Raw genomic sequence first — 18,086 nt, forward strand, 5'->3', positions numbered from 1 at the left:
CAGGACCGCACCCGACGACCGCACACCGGAACCCAGGACCGCACCCGACGACCGCACACCGGAACCCAGGACCGCACCCGACGGCCACTCAACGGAACCCAGGGCTGCGCACGACGACCGAGCACCGGAACCCGGGGCGACGCCCGACGACCGAGCACCGGAAGCCGGAACCAGGCCCGACGAGCGACCACCCCACCCAGCGCCTACACCTGACACTCGACCACCGAGCCGCCGGACCACGCCGAACTGCCCCGCGACGGAACCGGGAGGACGGCGCACGATGAAGGAGCAGCAGAACCAAGGGCTGCACCCGACGCCCACGCACCGGCCCTCGCACCCACGCCCAGCGACCGAGCACCGGAAGCCGGAACCACGCTCGACCAGCGACCGCCCCACCCCCCGCCTACATCCGACACCCGACCAACGAGCAGGCGGAGCCGCGAGGAGGGCGGTGTGTGATGAGTGAGCAGCGGCCCCGTGCCGTCAGTGTGCACGTCCCCGCCGGGGTGAACGTCGCCGAGCGGCGGCGGCGTAGTCAGGAGCGGGAGCGGGCGGAGGCCGGGGCGCGGGGCACGGGTGAGGGCGGGCCGAGTCCGGCGGCGTACGACTTCCTGCTCGGGCAGGCGGGCGGGCGCCGTGAGGCGGTCGACGTGCCGCAGCCGGACGGCGGGCCCGGCGAGGAGGTCACCGTCGTCACCTCGCAGCTGCTGCGCAAGCTCGGCTCGGCCGGGACCACCTGTCCGGTCTGCCACCACTCTTTCCGGCTGGGCGAGCAGATCTCCATCGAGCGCGCCGACGCGGGCCCCGGTGTCGTCCTCAAGCACCGCAGCCGCCGCCTGGACTGCCTCAACCCCGGGGCGGGCGCGCAGTCCTCCGCATCGGCCGAGCTGTTCCACCGGGGTCTCGACGAAGCCAATCCCCCGCCGCCGGAGCTGAACACGGTCCGGCTGCATCGCGGCCATCCCCTGCTCCGCCTGCACCCGGGCCCGGGCGACGGGGCGCCCACCCGGCACCGCTGCTGGGTGTGCGGGCACACCTTCCGGCCGGACGAGATGGTCATCCACTGCACCTGCGCGCCGGACGCGCCGAACTGCGCGAGCGCCGTCCACCGCGACCCGGACCACGGGCTGGTCTGCTACGACGACTGGAAGGCCCAGCATCCCGGGGTGCCGTGTCTGATGCTCAACTCCCTGCGGGACCCCCGGTGACCGGCGACCGGTTCGCGCGGCACGCGCTGATCCCCGGCTGGGACCAGAAGCGGCTGGCCGACGCCACGGTCGTCCTCGCGGGCGCCGGGGCCCTGGGCAACACGGTCGCCCAGACCCTGGCGTTGGCGGGCCTCGGGCGGCTGGTGGTGTGCGATCCGGACACGGTCGCGGTGAGCAACCTCAGCCGCTGCCCGCTGTTCCGGGCGGCGGACGTGGGCCGGCCGAAGGCACGGGTGCTGGCCGAGGCGCTGGCGGACCTCGCGCCCGGCACGGACGTGGTCGCCCGTGCGGCGCCGCATGTCTCCGGGGCCGGGCTCGCCGAACTGCGGGACGCCGACCTGGTGGTGAGCGCGCTGGACAGCCGGGCCGCCCGGATCTCCCTGGCCGGGCGGTGCACGCTCGCCGGAACCGGCATGCTCGACGGCGGGACGCACGCGTGGGGCGGCGAGGTCGCCTGGTACCCGCCCGGCGGGCGCTGCCGGGCCTGCGGTCTCGGTCCCGCCGAGCGTGCGGTGCAGGACGACCCGTGGTCGTGCGCCGCGCCCGATCCGGCCGCCGAGGTGGGCGCGTCGGCTCCGGTGTCGGCACTGGTCGGCGCGTGGCTCGCCGACTTCGCCGTACGACTGCTGCTGGGACTGTCCGTGCCGGACGCGCCGTTGCGCGTCGACGCCGCCGGGTTCGCGATGCCGCTGTCCGGCACCCCGTCGGGTGAGCTGCCCGACCCGGACTGCCCGCTGCACGAACGGCTCCCCGCGGACGTCCCGGTGCTGCCGCTGGACCACGAGGCCACGGTGGCCGACCTGTTGGACCACGTCGACGTGCACGAAGAGCCGCTCGCCTGGGCAGGATTCAGCAGGCCGGTGCGACGGCGGACGGCGGTGCGCGCCGTCACCTCCCGGCTGCGGTCCGCGCCCGCCTCGGCGCGGCTGAGCGCACTGGGGGTGGCGCCGCGTGAAGTACTGCCCGTGGCCCGGCGCGACGGATCGGGGCTGCGGTACGTCGAGTTGGCCCCCGCCGGGGAGGAACGGCAGGGCACAACGGACGACTTGACCGAGGCACGGCGCGCGACGACGGAGGGTGTCCTGTGAGGGACGAGCTGTACAACGAGCTGGAGCGGGTGATCAACTCGCGCGAGGGTGAGATCATCCTGCGCACCATCGGTTTCCCGGAGAGCCGGCTGCCGTCCGTGGACACGACCGCCCGGGTCTACTGGTCCGAGGTGCGCCGGCTGATCGACGCGGGCGTACTCGTGGACGGCGAGGCCCAGTTGGCCCGCGCCGTGCGCAACGAGTACCCGGGCAACACCCTCTTCCGGGCCTCCGTCGAAGCGCTGGAGCCGGTCACCGAGCCCCCGCAGCCGCCCCGCGCCGAGCCCCGCGTCGCGCCGCCCGCCGGCCCGGCACCCACCGCCGCCCCGCAGTCCGCACCGGAGCCGGACACCTACCCCACGCTGGTCTTCGTGTGCAGCACGCACCACGCGGCGTTCATCGAGGAGGTGCGCCGCCTCGACCCCCGCGCCGAACTGTTCTTCGTCAGCCAGGGCGAGGAGGCCCAGGTGGGGCAGATCGCGATGTCCCTGACGCGGGAACTGACGCCCGGCCAGATCGAGGGCGTACGCGGCGAGTTGATCGCGGCGGGCGCCCCGGCGGACCTGGAGATCCTCCAGGAGGTCTACGACCACCGGCCGTATCTGCTGGAGGCGCTCCGGGTGAACGGCCCCGACCAGCAGCCCTACGACCTGGCGGGGGTGCCGTCGATCACCCCGGTGCGGGACATCGCCGCCGCCGTGCTGGCGCACTACGAGGGCCGGATGGGGCGGCGTCCGCGCACCGTCGTCGACCATCAGCAGCCGGACGGCAGCTTCCGCCGTCTCGACCCGGCGCAGTCCCTGCACGACGCGGGGGTGCGTGAGGGCGACACGCTCAACGTGTATCCCGAAGCGACCGCCGGGCACGCCGAGTTGCGGATGCAGGCGATCATCCGGGTCCGCGAGGAGATGCACCGCTACGCGGACCAGCACGAGGACTTCGAGATCGTCGACACCGACGACCCGGAGTTCCCCACCGACTACGAGATCCGCTTCAAGGGGCCGGGGCTGCGGCTCCCGGAGCAGCAGAGCGCGAGCGCGCTGCCGCGTCCGGAGGTACAGGACAAGCACAACCTGCTGATCCTGCTGGGCCCGGACTTCCCGCTGGTCGCCCCGGCCGTCTTCTGGCTGAGCCCGATCTTCCACCCGAACATCAAGGGCCCCGATCCGCAGTACCCGGAGGCCGAAGGGGCCGTGTGCCTGGGGGTGCTGGCGCACTCCTGGCGCCCCGCCCTCGACTTCGGCCAGCTGTGCCAGATGCTCGTGGACATGGCTGGGTATCGTAACTACGAGATCTCGGACAGTTTCAACCCAATCGCTGCATATTGGGCTCAGACGGAGGACGGAGTGGCCATGATCGAGGCCATCGGGGGCAAGCCGCCGGTGCCGGCCCCGCCGCCCGACGACGGCGTCCTGCGCGTCGGCGCCCTGCGGATACGGCGGACGGACGGGGCGGTCGATGGCACTTGACATCGAGCTCTTCCAGGGCGAGTCACGTCAACTGGTGCGCACCGAACCGCTGATCGCGCTGCTCAAGCCGGCCTTCGCGGCGGAGACGGCCCCCTTCAAGGGCCGGCCCCGCTTCGTGCTGATGCTGCGCAACGACCCCGGGCCCGACACCTACGAACCCGACGCCCACGACACCGGCACCGACACGTACGAGGGAGATCTCCACCTCACCAATCTCCGCGCCGACTTCGGGTACATCCATGTCGCGATCCATATGGAGGGACGCGTGGTCTACCAGAAGCCCTACTCCGTCAACTCGCTCGTCGGCCCGGTGCTCGCCCGGCTGGCCCGGGAGATCTCCCCCGAGGAGCGCCAGTGGGCGTTCCGGATCGCCGGGCTGCCCTCGCCCGAGGACGGCGAGTCGGCGCAGCGGCTGCCCCCGGTGGTGGACGGCACGGACGACATCGACGTCTCCCGCTCCACCCGGCTGCCGTTCGGCATCCGCCCGGCGGCCGAGCCCGAGATCCCGCTGCTCGACCTGGCCGAGTACGGGGTGACGCTCAGCGACACCGGGGCGCCGGTCACCGTGCTGCTGGGCACCGGGGTACAGCGCAGCCTGATGGAGATGGAGCTGTCGACCGAGATCGAGGAGGGCGGCTTCCTGGTCGGCCGGGCCTTCCGGCGGGCCGACGACCCCGCCCTGCACGCGGTGATCGTCGACGAGGTGCTGCCCGCCGAGCACTCGGGGGCCTCGCTGATGCACTTCACGTTCACCGGCGACTCGTTCCGCGCGATGAGCCGGACGCTCGGCGACCGTCAGCTGGTCGGCTGGTACCACACCCATCTGTTCCAGACCGAGCGCACCATCGGCCTGTCCCGCACCGACATCGACCTGCACCGGGACACCTTCCGGCGCCCCTGGCAGGTGGCGGCCCTGATCAACCTCACCTCGCGTCGGCGGGTGCTGACCTGCTACGCCTCCTCCGACGACTGGATGGCACCCTGTCCGATCCGGAACCTCGATGACGACCCTGACAGCCACCGCAGTACGCATCCTTCACTGGGCCATCACTGAACCGGCGCCCGACGGCACCCCCGTGCCGCCTCCGACCACCTCGGCCCGGCCGCCCGAGACCGACGACAACCCGGTCGTCCTCCTCGAACGGCTGGCCCGGGTCACCGCGGCCCGGCTGCACCTGTCCGACCCGCCCCTCGGCGACCGCGGCCCCACGGGTCTGGAGCCGCTGATGGTCGCGGCGGCCCTGGCGCTGCGGGACGATCCGCCGACGGCTCTGCTGGTGGCCGAGGGCGTGGGCGGCTCGGGCACCGTCCGCGATCTGATGGCCCGTCACGGTCTGGTGGGGCGTGCCCTGTCGGCGACTCCGCTCGACGCCGGGCTGCGCACGGCCCTGCTGCGCGCCTCGCCGCTCACGGCCCTCTTCGACCACCCTCCGCCGGGCACGGAGGAGCGCTGCGGGCAGCTCCTCGACCGGCTCCTGGCCCACACCGAGGGCAGACGCGCGGCGGTGGCGGGCCTCGCCGCACCGCCGCCCTCGCCCGCCACCGCCCGTCACCGCGCGGCGCTGCTGCGCCGGTTCCGCTTCACCCCGGGGGAGAGAACAGTCGTGTACGAGGTGTACGAGACGGCCCTGCTGCACCATGGCGGCCACTACCGCGGGCTCACCGACGACGTGCGGAAGCTGGCCCGCGACAACCCCAGCAGACTGCTCGACGACGACGCGTCCGGCCAGTGGGCGCGGGCCACGCTCGACTGGTGGCAGCCCCTGTCCGTGCTGGTCCGGCGACATCCCGACGAGCTGCGCCGCCGCCCGCTGCTGAGCGGCTACCGCACCGGCACGGAACTGCACCGCATCTACGGCCGGGTCCGGGAGTTCGAGGCGCTGCGCGAGGTGCTGGACCGATGACCAGAGCACTGCGCCTGGCCACCGGGGACCACGGCGACCGGATGGACCTGCTCGGCACCGCGGGCGACCGCCCGCTGCGGGAGGTGTTGGCCTCCTGCGAGATGTGGCTGCTCGACCCGCTGGACGAGGAGTTGCTGGACCGGCCCTGGTCGGACTTCGCCCCCGACATCTGGCTGCGGTCCGAACTCGCCCCGGGCACCCCACTGTTCGCGACCCCGGGGATCACGGCCGCCCCATCCCCGACGTCACTGAGCAAGCCCCCCGCCGCCCACGCCACGGGCGTGGAAGCCGCGGCGGAACCCGAACGGTCCGACCACCCCGACCGCATCTCCGACGCCCAGGCCGTCCGGCTCGCCTACTACCCGCACATCGAACGCGTGGCCTCCCTGCTGCGCAGCCGGCTGCCGGTGCTCGTCATCAGCGAGAAGCTGATCGTGACCCATCTGTGGGAGGAGATGGTCACGTTGGCCGAGTGCCGCGGCATCCGGCTCGACGACGACTCGCCGGAGGACGAGAGCGGCCGCGGTGACCCGGTCGGGGACATGAACGGCGCGTCGATGAGCACCCGTCAGCGCCGCCTGGCCCGACTCCGCGCCCAGCTGGAGGAGCTGAAGGAGGGCGACGTCATCGTCCTCACCCATCTCGACCTGCTGGCCGGCAGCGCCGACATCGGCCGGCACGCCGAGGCACGCGAACTGGTCGAGCTGCTCTACGCCTTCCCCGACCAGCTGGTCCTCGCCTTCGCCGACCCGACGCTGCCGCTCCCGGACGTGCTGGCCGAGCGGTTCAGCGCCCGGGTCACCCTCAGCGGTCTGCCACCGAAGGTGAAGACGCCGGAGACCGAGGAGACCCTGCTGGGCGCGGCCCTGGTGACCCGGGAGGAGGCGGAGACCTTCGAGGGGTTCCAGCCGCGCGAGTTCTACAAGCACGTCGCCGGCATGAACCCCGTACGCCTGCGGCAGGCCATGCGGTACGCGCACGAGAAGCACCGGACGCAGCCGAAGCGGGCCACCCAACAGGACCTGCGCGAGACGCTGTTGACGTTCAAGGCGCAGCAGTCCTCGCACTTCGAGGTCCCCAACGTCACGCTCGACGACATCGGCGGCTACGACGAGGTCAAGGACGAGATCCGGCAGACCCTCGCCATCATCAGCGGCGCGCAGAGCCTGCCCGACGACATGGAGGAGGTGCGCTCCGAACTCGTCCCGCGCGGCATCATCTTCTACGGCCCGCCCGGCACCGGTAAGACCCTGTTCGCCAAGGCCATCGCCAACGGCATGAACGCCACCATCCAGGTGGTGTCCGGGCCCGAGGTCACCGACATGTACGTCGGTGAGAGCGAGCGCAAGGTGCGGGAGATCTTCGCCTCCGCGCGGCGCAGCGCGCCCTCCGTCATCGTCTTCGACGAGATCGACGCGATCACCATGGAGCGCAGCAACCGCCCCGACGGCGGCAGCCGGGCCGGCAACAGCGTGGTCGCTCAGATCCTGACCGAGATGGACGGCTTCCGGCCCGAGGTCCCGATGCTGGTGATCGGCACGACCAACCGCATCGACATCATCGACAAGGCGCTGCTGCGGCCGAGCCGGTTCCGGTCGATCGCCATCTCGCTGCCCGACGTCACCGCCCGCCGGGCCATCCTGCGCCACCACGCGGGCCGCTATCACATCTCCCTGGACGACGAGGTGCTGGAGCTGATCGCCGAGGCGACGGCGGGCCGCAACGGCGACGAGCTGCGCTCGCTGATGCGGGACGCGTTCGTCGGCCGCCACATGCACGGCATCGAACCCGACGCCCGCAGGCTGGGCTGGCTCGTGGGACGGCTCCAGCAGGGCCGCCTGGAAATGATCTCGGAGCGCCGATGAGCACCGCGACGACGGCCACCTGGAGTGGCGACGACCTCAACGCCGTACGCCGTCTCAAGGCGCTCGGCCGCAGCATCGACCAGCACTTCGTGGGGCGGCGCCTCGCCCTCGACGTGCTGGAGGTCGCGGTGCTGGCCCATGAGCACGTGCTGCTGCTGGGGCCGCCCGGCACCGGCAAGACGGACCTCGTCAGCCGGTTCGCGGCGGGGCTCGGCAGCCGTCCCTTCGTCCGGCTGCTGACCCGGTTCACCGAACCGGCCGAGCTGTTCGGGCCGGTGGACGTGCCTGCCTTCCAGAACGGTGACGAGTACCGGTTCCGCACCGACGGCATGCTGCCCCAGGCGCGTGTCGCGTTCCTCGACGAGATCTTCCAGAGCGGCAGTCCGATCCTCAACACCCTGCTGACCGTGATGAACGAGCGGGTCTTCCACAACGGCCGGGGCGTCGAGCCGGCCCCGCTCATCACTCTCGTCGGCGCGGCCAACTCCCTTCCCCAGGACCCCTCGTTGCTCGCCTTCGCCGACCGGTTCCTGCTGCGGCTGACGATCCCGCCGGTGGCCGGCAACCGGCTGGACGAGCTCCTGGAGAAGGGGCACGCGCCCGGCCGCGCCCCGTCCGCCGGGGACGAGCACGCGTGGATCGACGCGGACACCCTGGACCGGCTGCACCGGCAGCTGGCGCACGCCGATCTCAGCGCGGTGACCCCGGAGTACGCGGAGCTGGTGCGTGAACTCCTCGGCCAGGGCGTGACGTTGTCCGACCGGCGGATCATCCGCGGGCTCCGGCTGGTGGCCGCGGCGGCGCTGCGGGAGGAGCGGGTACGGGCCGAGCCGGCCGATCTGTGGCCGCTGGAGCACTTCTGGTCCGACCCGGCGCATGCGCCGGTGGTACAGGAGGCGGTACGCCGCCGCACGGGTGGCTTCGCCGAGGACCCCGACGAACCCGCCCGGACCGCACAACGCCTGGTCTCCGAGGCGCGGGTCCTCGGCCGCCAGGTCGGGGCCGGGTCGCCGCCCGCGTCCGTGGAGCGCGTCCTGCGTCAACTCAATGCACTGAGGCTGGAGTTGAGGCGTGCTGTTCCGGGCAACAGAGAGGGCGAGAGGGAGCTCGCGAGTATCATCGACCACACTCTGGCCTTGCTGGACCAGGGCTGACGCACACCTACGGGCGCCCGCGCCCGGCTGCGGAATTCAGGGGGACACCAGCTCTATGTGCAATCCGCGCAGGGTACGGGTCGAGGCCACCAGAGAAGTCGTCGAGGCATGGGAACTCGCCCTGGAGCGCCGCGCCAGCGCCAGCGACTCCGTGGTCAGCGAGCTGGAGGTGCGCCATCCGTTCGGCGGCACGCTGGGGCAGGCCAGCCGGCAGGTCTTCGAGGCCACGCTCACCGCGGCCGACGGCTGGCGCGCCGAAGACGGCGGCCATGTCCTGGAGTTGGCGGACGGCCGGGTCCGCTACGACCCCGCCACGGGTGAACTGGTCGTGACCGCCCGCCTGGAGGACCAGGTCACCGTGGAGGGCCGCGCCGCCGAGACACTGCGCGGTGCGGTCCGAGAGCAGGCGACCGGCAGCGGTGAAGGGCGGTACTACGCCGACGGGTTCGCGGGGCGCACCCGTGAAGTGGCCGAGCGGGAGGCGCAGGTGGTCGCCGAGGCCGACGCCGTGCGCCGGGCGCGCGAGCTGGCGGGACGGCTGCGGGTGCAGGCGGACCGGGAGTCGAGCACCGCGGCGGCCGCGGCCGAGGCCCGGCTCCAGCGGGCCGCGGACGACGACGCGCGGGCCCGGCTGGCGGAGGAACGCGAGCGGGTCCGCGCCGACCTGGAGGCCCGCAACCGGGAGCGCATCACCCGGCTCGGCCAGGACGCGCTGCGGGCCGTCAACGGCGTGCTGGCTACCGCCTACCAGCGGGCGCTGCTCGACTTCGCCCGGCAGCACGGCGCCACCGGCATCCGGCAGGAGGAGTCCGACGGCGGCATCGACATCGAGTTCGAGCTCGACTTCGACGGGAAGATGGAGAACTGATCGATGCGGGTGCGGGTGCGGTTCCGCTTCAACACGGACACCGGTGAGGTCGAACTGTTCCAGGTGGACGACATCGGTACCGGCTCCGGTCCCGACCATGACGCTGAACACGACCGGATCAGCGCCGAGTTGGGGCAGGTCCTGGCCCGCAGACCGGACGTCGAGGAGATCTCGCCGTTCGAGGAGCCGCCGCTGTGGCGGCACGACCCGACACCGCAGACCCCGTCGCGCGTCCGGGACGAGGAGACCGAGGGTCCCGAGCCGGGTGAGCGGGAGACCACATGAGCCGGCGCACCCGGCTGCTGCTCAAGGCCGCGCGCTGCTACTCCGAGGCCCAGGCGCACACCGAGGCCGCCCGCTGCTACGACCTCCTCGGCTGGCAGTGGTCGGCGGCCGACGCCTACCAGCGGGCCGGCGACCTGGAGCACGCCGCGCGCACCTACCGGCAGGCCGGCCACCCGGAACAGGCGGCCCGCTGCTACCGGCTCCTCGGCCGCCCCGAACTCGCCGCCCGCTGCTGGCAGGAGCGCGGCCGCAGACCGGAGGCCGCCTGGGAGCTGCTCCTGGCCGGTGACATCACCGCGGCCCGTCGGCTCCTGGCCGCCACCGACACCGTCGGCAACGGGCCCCAGCAGCTCCGCCTCGAACTCGCCCGCGCCCTCGCCGACCGCCTCGGCGGCGGCCCGCCCGGCCCCCTCCTCGATCTCTTCCCACGAGTGGAGGCCCGTCTGCCGACGTTGGCCTCGCGCACCGAACGCCGACTGACGCTGGACTGGGGCGTCGAGGCCGCGGACCGGATCGAGCGCTTCGACTGGGGGGCACGGCTGTTCCGTGCGGCCTACGACGCCCAGGGCGGCGGTGACGTACTGGACCGCTGGCGGGAGTGGGCCGGCGAACGGCTCGGCTCCACCGCCTGGCTGCCGTCCGGGCCGCCCGTCGAGGCCGACGCCGGCCGGGCAGGGGGTCCCTGACCCATGGACCGCAGTGAAAGCCCCCTGCGTCGTCTCCTGAACCGCATCACGCCGGAAGGGCCCTCGCCCACCGGCACCCCGCCCACGCCGATCGTGGCGCGTCCGGCGCCGCGCGGAGCACCGCCGCCGACCCCGCCCGCCCCTCCGCCACAACCGCCCCGCCAGGCGAGCGGCGCCCACGACCACGGCGTCCGCTTCAGCGTGCGCCCGGCCCGCCCCCCGGAGGAGGACCCTCCGGCACCGGCGCCGCCCGTCTCGTACACCTCCTCCCCCACCGTCGAGTGGCGCGTCGCCGCCCGGTTCGCCTCCCCGCACCGGGTCCTCGGCGTACTCGAGGCGCTGCACCGGGCGGGGGCGGCGGAGTGGAGCTGTCACGCGGAGCCGGGCGGCGGGGCGGTCTGGCTGCTCAGCGGGATCGGCCCGACGGTCGGCACCGAGCTGCTGGCCCTGCACGGCGGCGTGCCGCACGCGATCCTCGGCCACGGTGCGCTCGCGGGCGAACGGCGCGGCGGCCCTGACCAGTTGAGCGAGGTGCTGGCCTGGCCCGGGCTCGACCTGGTGGACCTGGTCTCCCGCGTCCCCCTCACTTCTCCCGCCCGGGCCGACCACCGCACCCTGCTGGTGCTGACGGCCCCACAACTGCTGTCGTCCGTCGCCCGCCAGGCGCTGGCCTTCGGCGTCGAGGTGTCGACGCTCGCCGTCCGGGCACGCCCCTGGGACCGTCCGGACATCCGGCAACGCGAGCTGACGGCCTTCGCGTTGACGGCACCGGACGCGATTCCGCACGCCCTGGTCGTGGCCCTGTCGGCGCTGCCCCGGACGGCGGTCTGCCGTCCGGTGACCGGCTGCGAGCGGCTGCTGCTGGACGTACGACTGTGTCCTCCCCTTGACGACACCCTGCTGTACTGCCCGGTGCCGGAGGGCGAGTTGTGGTTGGTCGGCGACCGCGAGGAGTGGCCTCCGCTGCGGCTGGAGCCGCTGGGGGCGCCCTCGCCGGTGCCGACCGAGTTGGTCGGGGTGGCGGCCGAACCCCCGCCCGCCGCCGCCTCGTTGCCGGATGCCGCACGTGTGCCGTCGACACAGGTGCGGGTGGTGCCCGACGCCCACGCGGACACCGCGGTCGACGCGGTCCTGCTGCACGACGACGAACTCCCGCTCCTGCGGCGGTACTTGCCGGGTCGGCCGCTCGGCGAGGCGGGGTTCCTGCTGCCGGGCCCCGGTCGCCATCTGCTCCTCGAACCGGTGGGCCTGGCCCGCGACCTCCCCTTCGGCGTGCCCCTGCACCGCATCGGCCCCGGCAGCCTGTTCCTGGAGTCCGGGCACGGCCTCACACCCCCGCTGCCGCCCGCCGCCCGCGCCCATCTGTTCGGCCTCGACGGCACCTCGGCGGTGGTCTGCTGGCACGGCGGCCGGCACCGCTTCCCGCTCGCCCCGATGGTGCCCCTGTGGACCCTGTGGGCCCCTCCGGAACCGGTCGAGGTCTCCAGCGGTCTGTCCAAGGCGGGCCGCGAACTCCTCGACGCGCTGGACGCGTTGGCCACGGCGAGCGGCACCCCGCAAGGACCGTCCCCGACCCCCCGCCACGACCCCGCCGAGGCCCTCGAACGCGCCACCCGCCTCCGCGCCACGGGTGACCTCGAGGCCGCCGCCGAGGCCTACCGCTCCGCGGGCGACCATCTGGAGGCGGCCCGACTCTTCGAACAGGCGGCACTGGAGGGGACGGAGGAGGGGTGACAAGGATCCTCGACCAGCGCAAGCGCCTGGCCGACCGAACCGACGACGACACCGCGGCGATGACAAGCGCCCGCAACACAGCAGTGAGCGCCGCGGCGCCGACTCCCCCGAGACGCCCATGACCACCCACCCCGAAGCCGCCGCCCCGCCCGGCCCCCGGCGGCTGCTCTCGCTCAGCGGCAGCGATCCGTGCACCGGTGTTTCCCGGGACGGCACCGCGTTCGTGCATCTCACCGAGCGGGCCCTGAGCTGTCGTGACGACACCGGGCGGGTGCTGTGGTCGGCGCCCGGCGAGGGGCTGCCGGCGGCCGTGGCCTGGGGTCCGGACGGTGGGGAGGTGTTCGTGCTGCGGGCCGGGCGGGTCGAGGTCTATGACGGGGACAGCGGGGCCCCGGCCGACGACGGGTTCCCGGTGTCGGCCGGCGCGGACACGCTCACGGTGTCGCCCGACGGGCTGTGGGTGGCATGTGCCGGCGACGGGGTGCTCGTCCACCACCGGGGCACCCTCGCGTCGTTCCCGTTGCCCACGGTGGACCCGGTGGTCGCCCTGGCCTGGGATCCGCAGGGCCGCCAGCTGTGCCTGGCCACCGCCACCGCGCTCCAGCTGTGGAGCGTCTCCCCGGTCCGGATGGACTTCGCCCCGTGCACCGGCCGCACCGGTATCACCGCCCTCGCCTGGTCGCCGGACCGCGACGCGCTCGCCTTCGCCGACACTGCCGGCCTGCACTTGGTGGACCGTGCCACCGGGCGGACGCTCGCCGAGGCGCCGGTCGACGGTGCCGTCGTCGGGCTGGGGTTCAGCCGGACGGGGCGGTTCCTGGTGGTCGCCACCGACCAAGAGGTCCTGCTCGTCCTCGACCGCGCGCTGGAGCGGGTCGCGCGGTTGCCCGCGCGGGTCAGGTCACCGCGGGACCTGAGCGTGTCGGCGACCGGGCGGGTGCTGTTCACCGGCGGTGCGGGCCCGGAACTGTGGGAGCTGCCGGACACGGCGCCGTACCGCGCCGAACGCCGGGTGGGTGTGCTGCTGCGCAGTTGGGCGGCGGCGATGTGCCGCTCGGTGGGCCGGGCGCTGCCGGCGCTACGGGACCGGGCGCCCCGGATCACCGGCCAGACGCTGCTGTACGACGCCGGCGACGGCCTGTGGGCCCCGGCGATCGCCCCTGCGCGGGACGGCCGTTGGGTCCTGGAGACCGCGGCCGGTGCGATCGCCCTGCTGAAGGCACCCGGTCCGGACGACGGACGCCGCGCCGTGGCCGTCGCCACGGGGCCGGGCGGCGCCCATGACCTCGAACTCTCCTCCGGTTCCGCACAGTTGCTGGCTTGTGCCTCACGCGAGGGCCAGGCGGGGCTGACCGTCGTCGACCTGGACGCCGGCGAGATCCGGGCCGTGCTGGAGGGCGGTCAGGGGCCCGTGTGGTGCCCGGCACCGGCTGAGGGGTCGGCGACGCTGGTCGTGCCCGAGCCGGGACCCGCGCCCACCCACCTGTTCGTGCACGTCCTGGACGCCCGCGGCGCCCCGGCGCAGCAGCGCGCGAGTCTGCATCTCCCGCAGGGCACGGGCCGGCCCACCTGGTCGCCGGACGGCACGCTGCTCGCGGCCGGGACCCAGGGTGCCGTCATGCTCTGGCACATGCCGCGCAGGGAGCGGGCCCGGCGACTGCCCCTGCCCTCCGGCGCGTTCGCCGCCCGCGTCGCCTGGTCCCCGGACGGCAGCCGGCTGGCCGCGACGCCGCCCGCCGGACAGGGGCCGTTGGTGGTGTGGTCGACGCTGACCTGGCGGGTGCTGCGCGAGTTCGGCGCGCCGGGCGGGCGCGGCTGGGCACCGGCGCTGGCCTGGTCACCGGACGGCTCGCTGCTCGCCGCACCGGGCCCCGGTGCCGACACCACGGTGGTCGAGGTGTGGGACGTGAGCCGGGGCACGGTGACGATGACCCTGGACGACGGCCCCGGGCGAGGCTCGGTGTGGTCGGTGCGCTGGTCCGCCGACGGGCGCCGGCTGGCCGTGACGTACAGCGGCGGCCGCGCCCTCCTGTGGGAGGTGTGGACCTCGCCGGAGGCGACGGAGCCCGGTCCGCCGCTGCCCGAATCCCCCGCGTACCTGGCCGAGTTGGGCGCCATGGCCGCCGCGGTCGACGCGGCCGTGCCCCTGGACGCGCTCGCGGACATCTCACGGCTCCTGCGCCCGGCGCCACCGCGAGGACGGCGGCTCGTCCACCAGAGCCCGGCCGCCCGCGCCCTGCGGGACCTGGGCTGGCCGCGCTCCGCACATCCGGCGCTCAGCGCGCTGGTGGCGTCGCGGCTGCCGGGGGACGCCCGGTACGTCCCACCGCCGGGCGTGTCCCTGCAGGAACTGCGCACCACACTGGAGTGGGGCCTGCGCGGCAGCGGCGAACCGCCGGAGCGGCCTTCGGTCACGGCCGCCGAACTGGCCGCCGCCCTGGACCGGGTCGAACACGAACTCCTGCCGCTGCTGGCCCTGTTGGGCTCGGACGCGGTCCGCGAGGACCCGGCGCTGCCGCTGCGGCTGGCGGACGGTCCGTGGGCGTCGGCCGCGGAGGCCGCCGCACGGCTCCCCGACCTGCCCTCGCGGCTGCCCGTCCTGCTCGGTGACGACCTCCCCGGCCCCGCCACGGCCGGCGCCCCGGCGCAGTGGGCCCGGCACGGCCCGCCGGACCGCCTCGTGCCCAGCCAAATGGCGTTGCCCGCACCTCTGTTGAACGCGCTGTGGGCGCAGGACGCGCTGCTGTACCGCACCCGGCGCGGGCGGCTGCCGTGGACCGAGCGGGACGCGGTGCTCGTTCTCGACACGGGGGCCGCGGCCCAGGGGCAGGTGGGGAGCTGTCTGCGGCTGTGCGCGCATCTGCTGGCGGCGGCGCTGCTGGAGGCCGGCCGCGCGGTGGCGTTGCTGCGCCTCGACGGCCGCGAGGCGGGCGCCCGGCTGACGTCGGCGTCGGATCTGCGGCGGCTGTGGACGCCGGTGCCACCGGAGCCCGCGGACCCGGTGCGCGCGGCGGCCCTGGCCCGTGCGGCGGCGCGCGCGCTGGCCGCCGTCGACTCGGGCGAGCCCCGCACCCTGCTGCTGACCCACGTCCACGAGCCGCCGCTGCCCGTACCGGGCGCGCTGACCCTGCGCGTCCACTATCCACGGCATCCCGTGCTACCGGACGGGCCGGACACGTGGGTGCTGGCGCCGGAACCCGAGGGGGACGAACTGCGGCGGGTGCTCGTGCAGATCCTGGGAAAGCTCTAGCTCCAGCTCTGGATCACCCTGGTCACCCGCACAGCATCTGCTCCACCGCGTCGGGCCCCATCTTCTCCAGCAACGCCTCCAGCATGTCCGGCCGGAAGGCGTCGCCGAGCACCTCGACGCCCTTCTCGTCCCAGCTGATGCGCAGCCGTACGAGCCGCCCGTCGGGATGGTCGTCGTACTCGGACGCCTCGATCAGGTCCGGCAGGTCCTCCACGAAGCGGTACTCGGTGCTCATGCCCCAGTCCTCTCGTCCACGGTCCAGATCCCGGCGATCGGCTCCCCGCACCCCGGGCAACTCCCTTCGCGCAGAAGGCTTTCCGTGTGCCCCCATACCCCTCGCGCCACCACCTCGACCCCACACCCCGGACAGCGGGTGGCGCGCCCTTCCGCACCGAGCGCCCGCTCGACGTACACGTACCGCAGGCCGGCCGCCCGCCCGATGCGCGCCGCGTCCGCGAGCCGTTCCGGCGAAGTGGGGCGCTCGTCGCGCATCCGGTACGTGGGAGTGAAGCGCAGCAGATGCCAAGGCGTGTCCGGGCCCAGTGAGGCCACGAACTCGGCGATGCGCACGAGCTGTTGGTCCTCGGCGCTGGTCCCGGGGACGAGGGGGGTGCTGACCTCGACCCACACACCGGCGGCCTTCAGCAGCCGCAGCGTCTCCAGGACCGGGGCGAGCGGTGCTCCGGTGAGGCGGCGGTGCGCGTCCTCGTCGGCGGCCTTGACGTCGATGTTGACGGCGGCGAGGACCGGGCTGACGCGCTCGACGGCCTCGGGGGTGAGGAAGCCATTGCTCTTCCAGACCAGCGGGAGGCCCAACGGGCGGGCACGGGCGCCGAGTTCGAGGGTGAGTTCGGCGGCGAGGGACGGCTCCGAGTAGGAGAGGGCGAGCCCACCGCCGCGCTCGGCGGCGGCCGCGACCAGTTTCTCGACATCGGCGTCCTGCGCGGCGACACGGCTGCCCGGGTCCCTGCCGTACTGCGAGACACGGTGGTTGACGCAGTAGTCGCAGCGGAACGAGCAGCCGGGTGGCGCCAGCGTCAGCAACGGCAGGCCGGGGCGGAAGTGGTAGAACGGCTTGCGCTCCACGGAGGACCAGTGCTCGACGGTCGTCCCCCAGGTCGCCGTCAGCACCCGATCGCCTTCCCTGCGCCGCACCTTGCAGGCGCCGGTGTCACCGTCGCGCAGCCGGCAGCGGAAGGGGCAGAGCGTGCACTGGAGGCCGCCGTCGACGGCACGGTAGAAGTCCGCCGGCACCCACGCGACCACCCAGCCACCTCACCCCGTCGCCCGGATTTCCACGGTACTCCGTTCCCGGGCGCCGCAGGGCCCGGAGATAATGCTCGGATGACTGAGGTCTCCCCCTTCCCCAGCGGGGCGCTCCCGCTCCACAGACCGGTCGTCGTCATCGGCGCCGGCCCCGCGGGTCTGACGGTCGGCAACATCCTGCGGGCCGTGGGCGTCGACTGCGTGGTCCTGGAGACGGAGACCCGTGCGTTCATCGAACAGCGGTCCCGTGCCGGGGTGTTGGAGGAGTGGGCCGTACGCAGCCTCGAAGAGCGGGGCCTCGCCGCGAACCTGCTGGAGCGCGCGCAGCGGCACACGGAGTGCGAGTTCCGGCTCGGCGGGGAGCGGTACCGGTTCGCGTACCAGCGCCTGACGGGTCATCACCATTGGGTGTATCCACAGCCGTTGCTGGTGACGGACCTGGTGCGCGAGTACGCGGACGTCCGAGGCGGCGACATACGCTTCGGCGTCCGGGACGTACGGCTGCACGGCCTCGACTCGGACCACCCGGTCGTGGAGTACGTCGACGACCTCGGCGAGGACCGGCTGATCCCCTGCGACTTCGTGGTGGGCGCCGACGGGGCACGCGGAGTGACCCGCGCCCTGCTCACCCCGGACCGCGCGCTCGTCTCCCGGCACGACTACGGCATCGGCTGGCTGGCGCTCCTCGCCGAGGCGCCGCCGTCCAACGACTGCGTGGTCTTCGGCATCCACCCCAACGGCTTCGCCGGCCACATGGCCCGCAGCCCCGAAGTCACCCGCTACTACCTGGAGTGTCCGCCCGGCGACGACCCGGACAACTGGCCGCACGACAGGGTGTGGTCGGAGCTGCGGCAACGCCTCGGCGCGCACGGCGCCCTACCCCTCACCGAGGGCCGCCTCATCGAGAAGCGCGTCCTCGACATGCACAACTACGTGGTCGAACCCATGGAGTTCGGCCGCCTCTTCCTCGCGGGCGACTCAGCCCATCTCACCGCGCCCATCGCCGCGAAGGGCATGAACCTCGCCCTGCACGACGCCTTCCTGCTCGGCGACGCGCTCGTCGCCCAGCTCACCAAGGGCGACTCCACCGGCCTGACCGGCTACTCGCAGGCGTCCCTTGGCCGTGTCTGGGACTACCAGGAGTTCTCCCAGTGGCTGTCGGAGATCTACCACGGCACGTCGTCCGGCGACCCCTACCTCGCGGGCACCACCCAGGCCCGCCTGCGCCGCCTCTTCAGCTCCCCGGCGGCCGGCCTCGCGTTCGCCGAGCAGTACCTGGGCAAGGACCCCGAGTACTGAGCCTCGTTCC

At 73.9% G+C, this 18,086-nt stretch carries 15 protein-coding genes; 13 read left to right on the forward strand and 2 right to left on the reverse strand.

Going from position 1 to position 18,086, the window contains the following annotated elements; translation table 11 throughout:
- Positions 1-458 precede the first annotated feature (458 nt).
- From CRP56_RS06415 to CRP56_RS06470, 12 genes are all read left to right on the forward strand, one after another.
- Entirely contained in the window at positions 459-1,208 is a 750-nt protein-coding gene (locus CRP56_RS06415) for a hypothetical protein (protein WP_097261147.1), read from the forward strand.
- The gene (locus CRP56_RS06420) at positions 1,205-2,296 is read left to right on the forward strand and encodes a HesA/MoeB/ThiF family protein (protein WP_097261149.1); all 1,092 of its coding nucleotides are present in this window, start codon (positions 1,205-1,207) and stop codon (positions 2,294-2,296) included. The genes CRP56_RS06415 and CRP56_RS06420 overlap by 4 nt, the downstream gene beginning before the upstream one ends.
- Positions 2,293-3,765 (forward strand): ubiquitin-conjugating enzyme E2, encoded by a 1,473-nt coding sequence (locus CRP56_RS06425; RefSeq protein WP_097261151.1) that lies wholly within the window; start codon positions 2,293-2,295, stop codon positions 3,763-3,765. Before CRP56_RS06420 ends, CRP56_RS06425 begins: the two co-directional genes overlap by 4 nt.
- Positions 3,755-4,819, forward strand: coding sequence for a JAB N-terminal domain-containing protein (locus tag CRP56_RS47115; RefSeq protein WP_097261153.1), 1,065 nt, complete (start codon positions 3,755-3,757; stop codon positions 4,817-4,819). The genes CRP56_RS06425 and CRP56_RS47115 overlap by 11 nt, the downstream gene beginning before the upstream one ends.
- A 22-nt stretch (positions 4,820-4,841) precedes the next feature.
- Positions 4,842-5,669, forward strand: a complete 828-nt coding sequence (locus tag CRP56_RS06435; protein ID WP_097261156.1) for a hypothetical protein — start codon at positions 4,842-4,844, stop codon at positions 5,667-5,669.
- Positions 5,666-7,534: an ATP-binding protein gene (locus tag CRP56_RS06440; RefSeq protein WP_097261157.1), complete on the forward strand. Its 1,869-nt coding sequence runs from the start codon at positions 5,666-5,668 to the stop codon at positions 7,532-7,534. The genes CRP56_RS06435 and CRP56_RS06440 overlap by 4 nt, the downstream gene beginning before the upstream one ends.
- The gene (locus CRP56_RS06445) at positions 7,531-8,688 is read left to right on the forward strand and encodes an AAA family ATPase (RefSeq protein WP_097261159.1); all 1,158 of its coding nucleotides are present in this window, start codon (positions 7,531-7,533) and stop codon (positions 8,686-8,688) included. Before CRP56_RS06440 ends, CRP56_RS06445 begins: the two co-directional genes overlap by 4 nt.
- A 55-nt stretch (positions 8,689-8,743) precedes the next feature.
- The gene (locus CRP56_RS06450) at positions 8,744-9,556 is read left to right on the forward strand and encodes a hypothetical protein (protein ID WP_097261161.1); all 813 of its coding nucleotides are present in this window, start codon (positions 8,744-8,746) and stop codon (positions 9,554-9,556) included.
- Between the two features lie 3 nt (positions 9,557-9,559).
- Positions 9,560-9,841, forward strand: coding sequence for a hypothetical protein (locus CRP56_RS06455; protein WP_097261163.1), 282 nt, complete (start codon positions 9,560-9,562; stop codon positions 9,839-9,841).
- A complete protein-coding gene (locus CRP56_RS06460) occupies positions 9,838-10,527 on the forward strand; it encodes a hypothetical protein (RefSeq protein ID WP_097261166.1) in 690 nt (229 codons plus the stop codon). Before CRP56_RS06455 ends, CRP56_RS06460 begins: the two co-directional genes overlap by 4 nt.
- Before the next feature lie 3 nt (positions 10,528-10,530).
- Positions 10,531-12,261, forward strand: coding sequence for a hypothetical protein (locus CRP56_RS06465; RefSeq protein ID WP_143664893.1), 1,731 nt, complete (start codon positions 10,531-10,533; stop codon positions 12,259-12,261).
- Positions 12,262-12,379: 118 nt separating this feature from the next.
- Complete coding sequence (locus tag CRP56_RS06470) at positions 12,380-15,511, forward strand: hypothetical protein (RefSeq protein ID WP_097261170.1); 3,132 nt, start codon at positions 12,380-12,382, stop codon at positions 15,509-15,511.
- Positions 15,512-15,533: 22 nt separating this feature from the next.
- On the opposite strand, the gene CRP56_RS06475 is transcribed toward CRP56_RS06470, so the two are convergent.
- Entirely contained in the window at positions 15,534-15,746 is a 213-nt protein-coding gene (locus CRP56_RS06475) for a radical SAM-modified peptide, FtsH ternary system-associated (protein ID WP_097261172.1), read from the reverse strand.
- Positions 15,743-16,777 carry an AmmeMemoRadiSam system radical SAM enzyme gene (gene amrS, locus CRP56_RS06480; protein WP_218877961.1) on the reverse strand — a complete coding sequence of 345 codons (1,035 nt, stop codon included), beginning with the start codon at positions 16,775-16,777 and terminating at the stop codon, positions 15,743-15,745. The genes CRP56_RS06475 and amrS overlap by 4 nt, the downstream gene beginning before the upstream one ends.
- A 78-nt stretch (positions 16,778-16,855) precedes the next feature.
- Between amrS and CRP56_RS06485 the strand changes: the two genes are divergently transcribed.
- Positions 16,856-18,076: a 4-hydroxybenzoate 3-monooxygenase gene (locus CRP56_RS06485; protein WP_097261174.1), complete on the forward strand. Its 1,221-nt coding sequence runs from the start codon at positions 16,856-16,858 to the stop codon at positions 18,074-18,076.
- Positions 18,077-18,086 lie beyond the last annotated feature (10 nt).

Origin of the sequence: Streptomyces sp. TLI_55, assembly GCF_900206255.1 — a bacterium.
Taxonomy (GTDB): Bacteria; Actinomycetota; Actinomycetes; order Streptomycetales; family Streptomycetaceae; genus Streptomyces; species Streptomyces aquilus.

Coding starts and splice junctions, on each gene's coding strand:
- CRP56_RS47115 (WP_097261153.1), top strand. CDS start 3,755: ATGGCACTTGACATCGAGCTCTTCCAGGGCGAGTCACGTCAACTGGTG.
- CRP56_RS06485 (WP_097261174.1), top strand. CDS start 16,856: ATGACTGAGGTCTCCCCCTTCCCCAGCGGGGCGCTCCCGCTCCACAGA.
- CRP56_RS06415 (WP_097261147.1), top strand. CDS start 459: ATGAGTGAGCAGCGGCCCCGTGCCGTCAGTGTGCACGTCCCCGCCGGG.
- CRP56_RS06445 (WP_097261159.1), top strand. CDS start 7,531: ATGAGCACCGCGACGACGGCCACCTGGAGTGGCGACGACCTCAACGCC.
- CRP56_RS06450 (WP_097261161.1), top strand. CDS start 8,744: ATGTGCAATCCGCGCAGGGTACGGGTCGAGGCCACCAGAGAAGTCGTC.
- CRP56_RS06475 (WP_097261172.1), bottom strand. CDS start 15,746: ATGAGCACCGAGTACCGCTTCGTGGAGGACCTGCCGGACCTGATCGAG.
- CRP56_RS06465 (WP_143664893.1), top strand. CDS start 10,531: ATGGACCGCAGTGAAAGCCCCCTGCGTCGTCTCCTGAACCGCATCACG.
- CRP56_RS06460 (WP_097261166.1), top strand. CDS start 9,838: ATGAGCCGGCGCACCCGGCTGCTGCTCAAGGCCGCGCGCTGCTACTCC.
- CRP56_RS06440 (WP_097261157.1), top strand. CDS start 5,666: ATGACCAGAGCACTGCGCCTGGCCACCGGGGACCACGGCGACCGGATG.
- CRP56_RS06455 (WP_097261163.1), top strand. CDS start 9,560: ATGCGGGTGCGGGTGCGGTTCCGCTTCAACACGGACACCGGTGAGGTC.
- CRP56_RS06470 (WP_097261170.1), top strand. CDS start 12,380: ATGACCACCCACCCCGAAGCCGCCGCCCCGCCCGGCCCCCGGCGGCTG.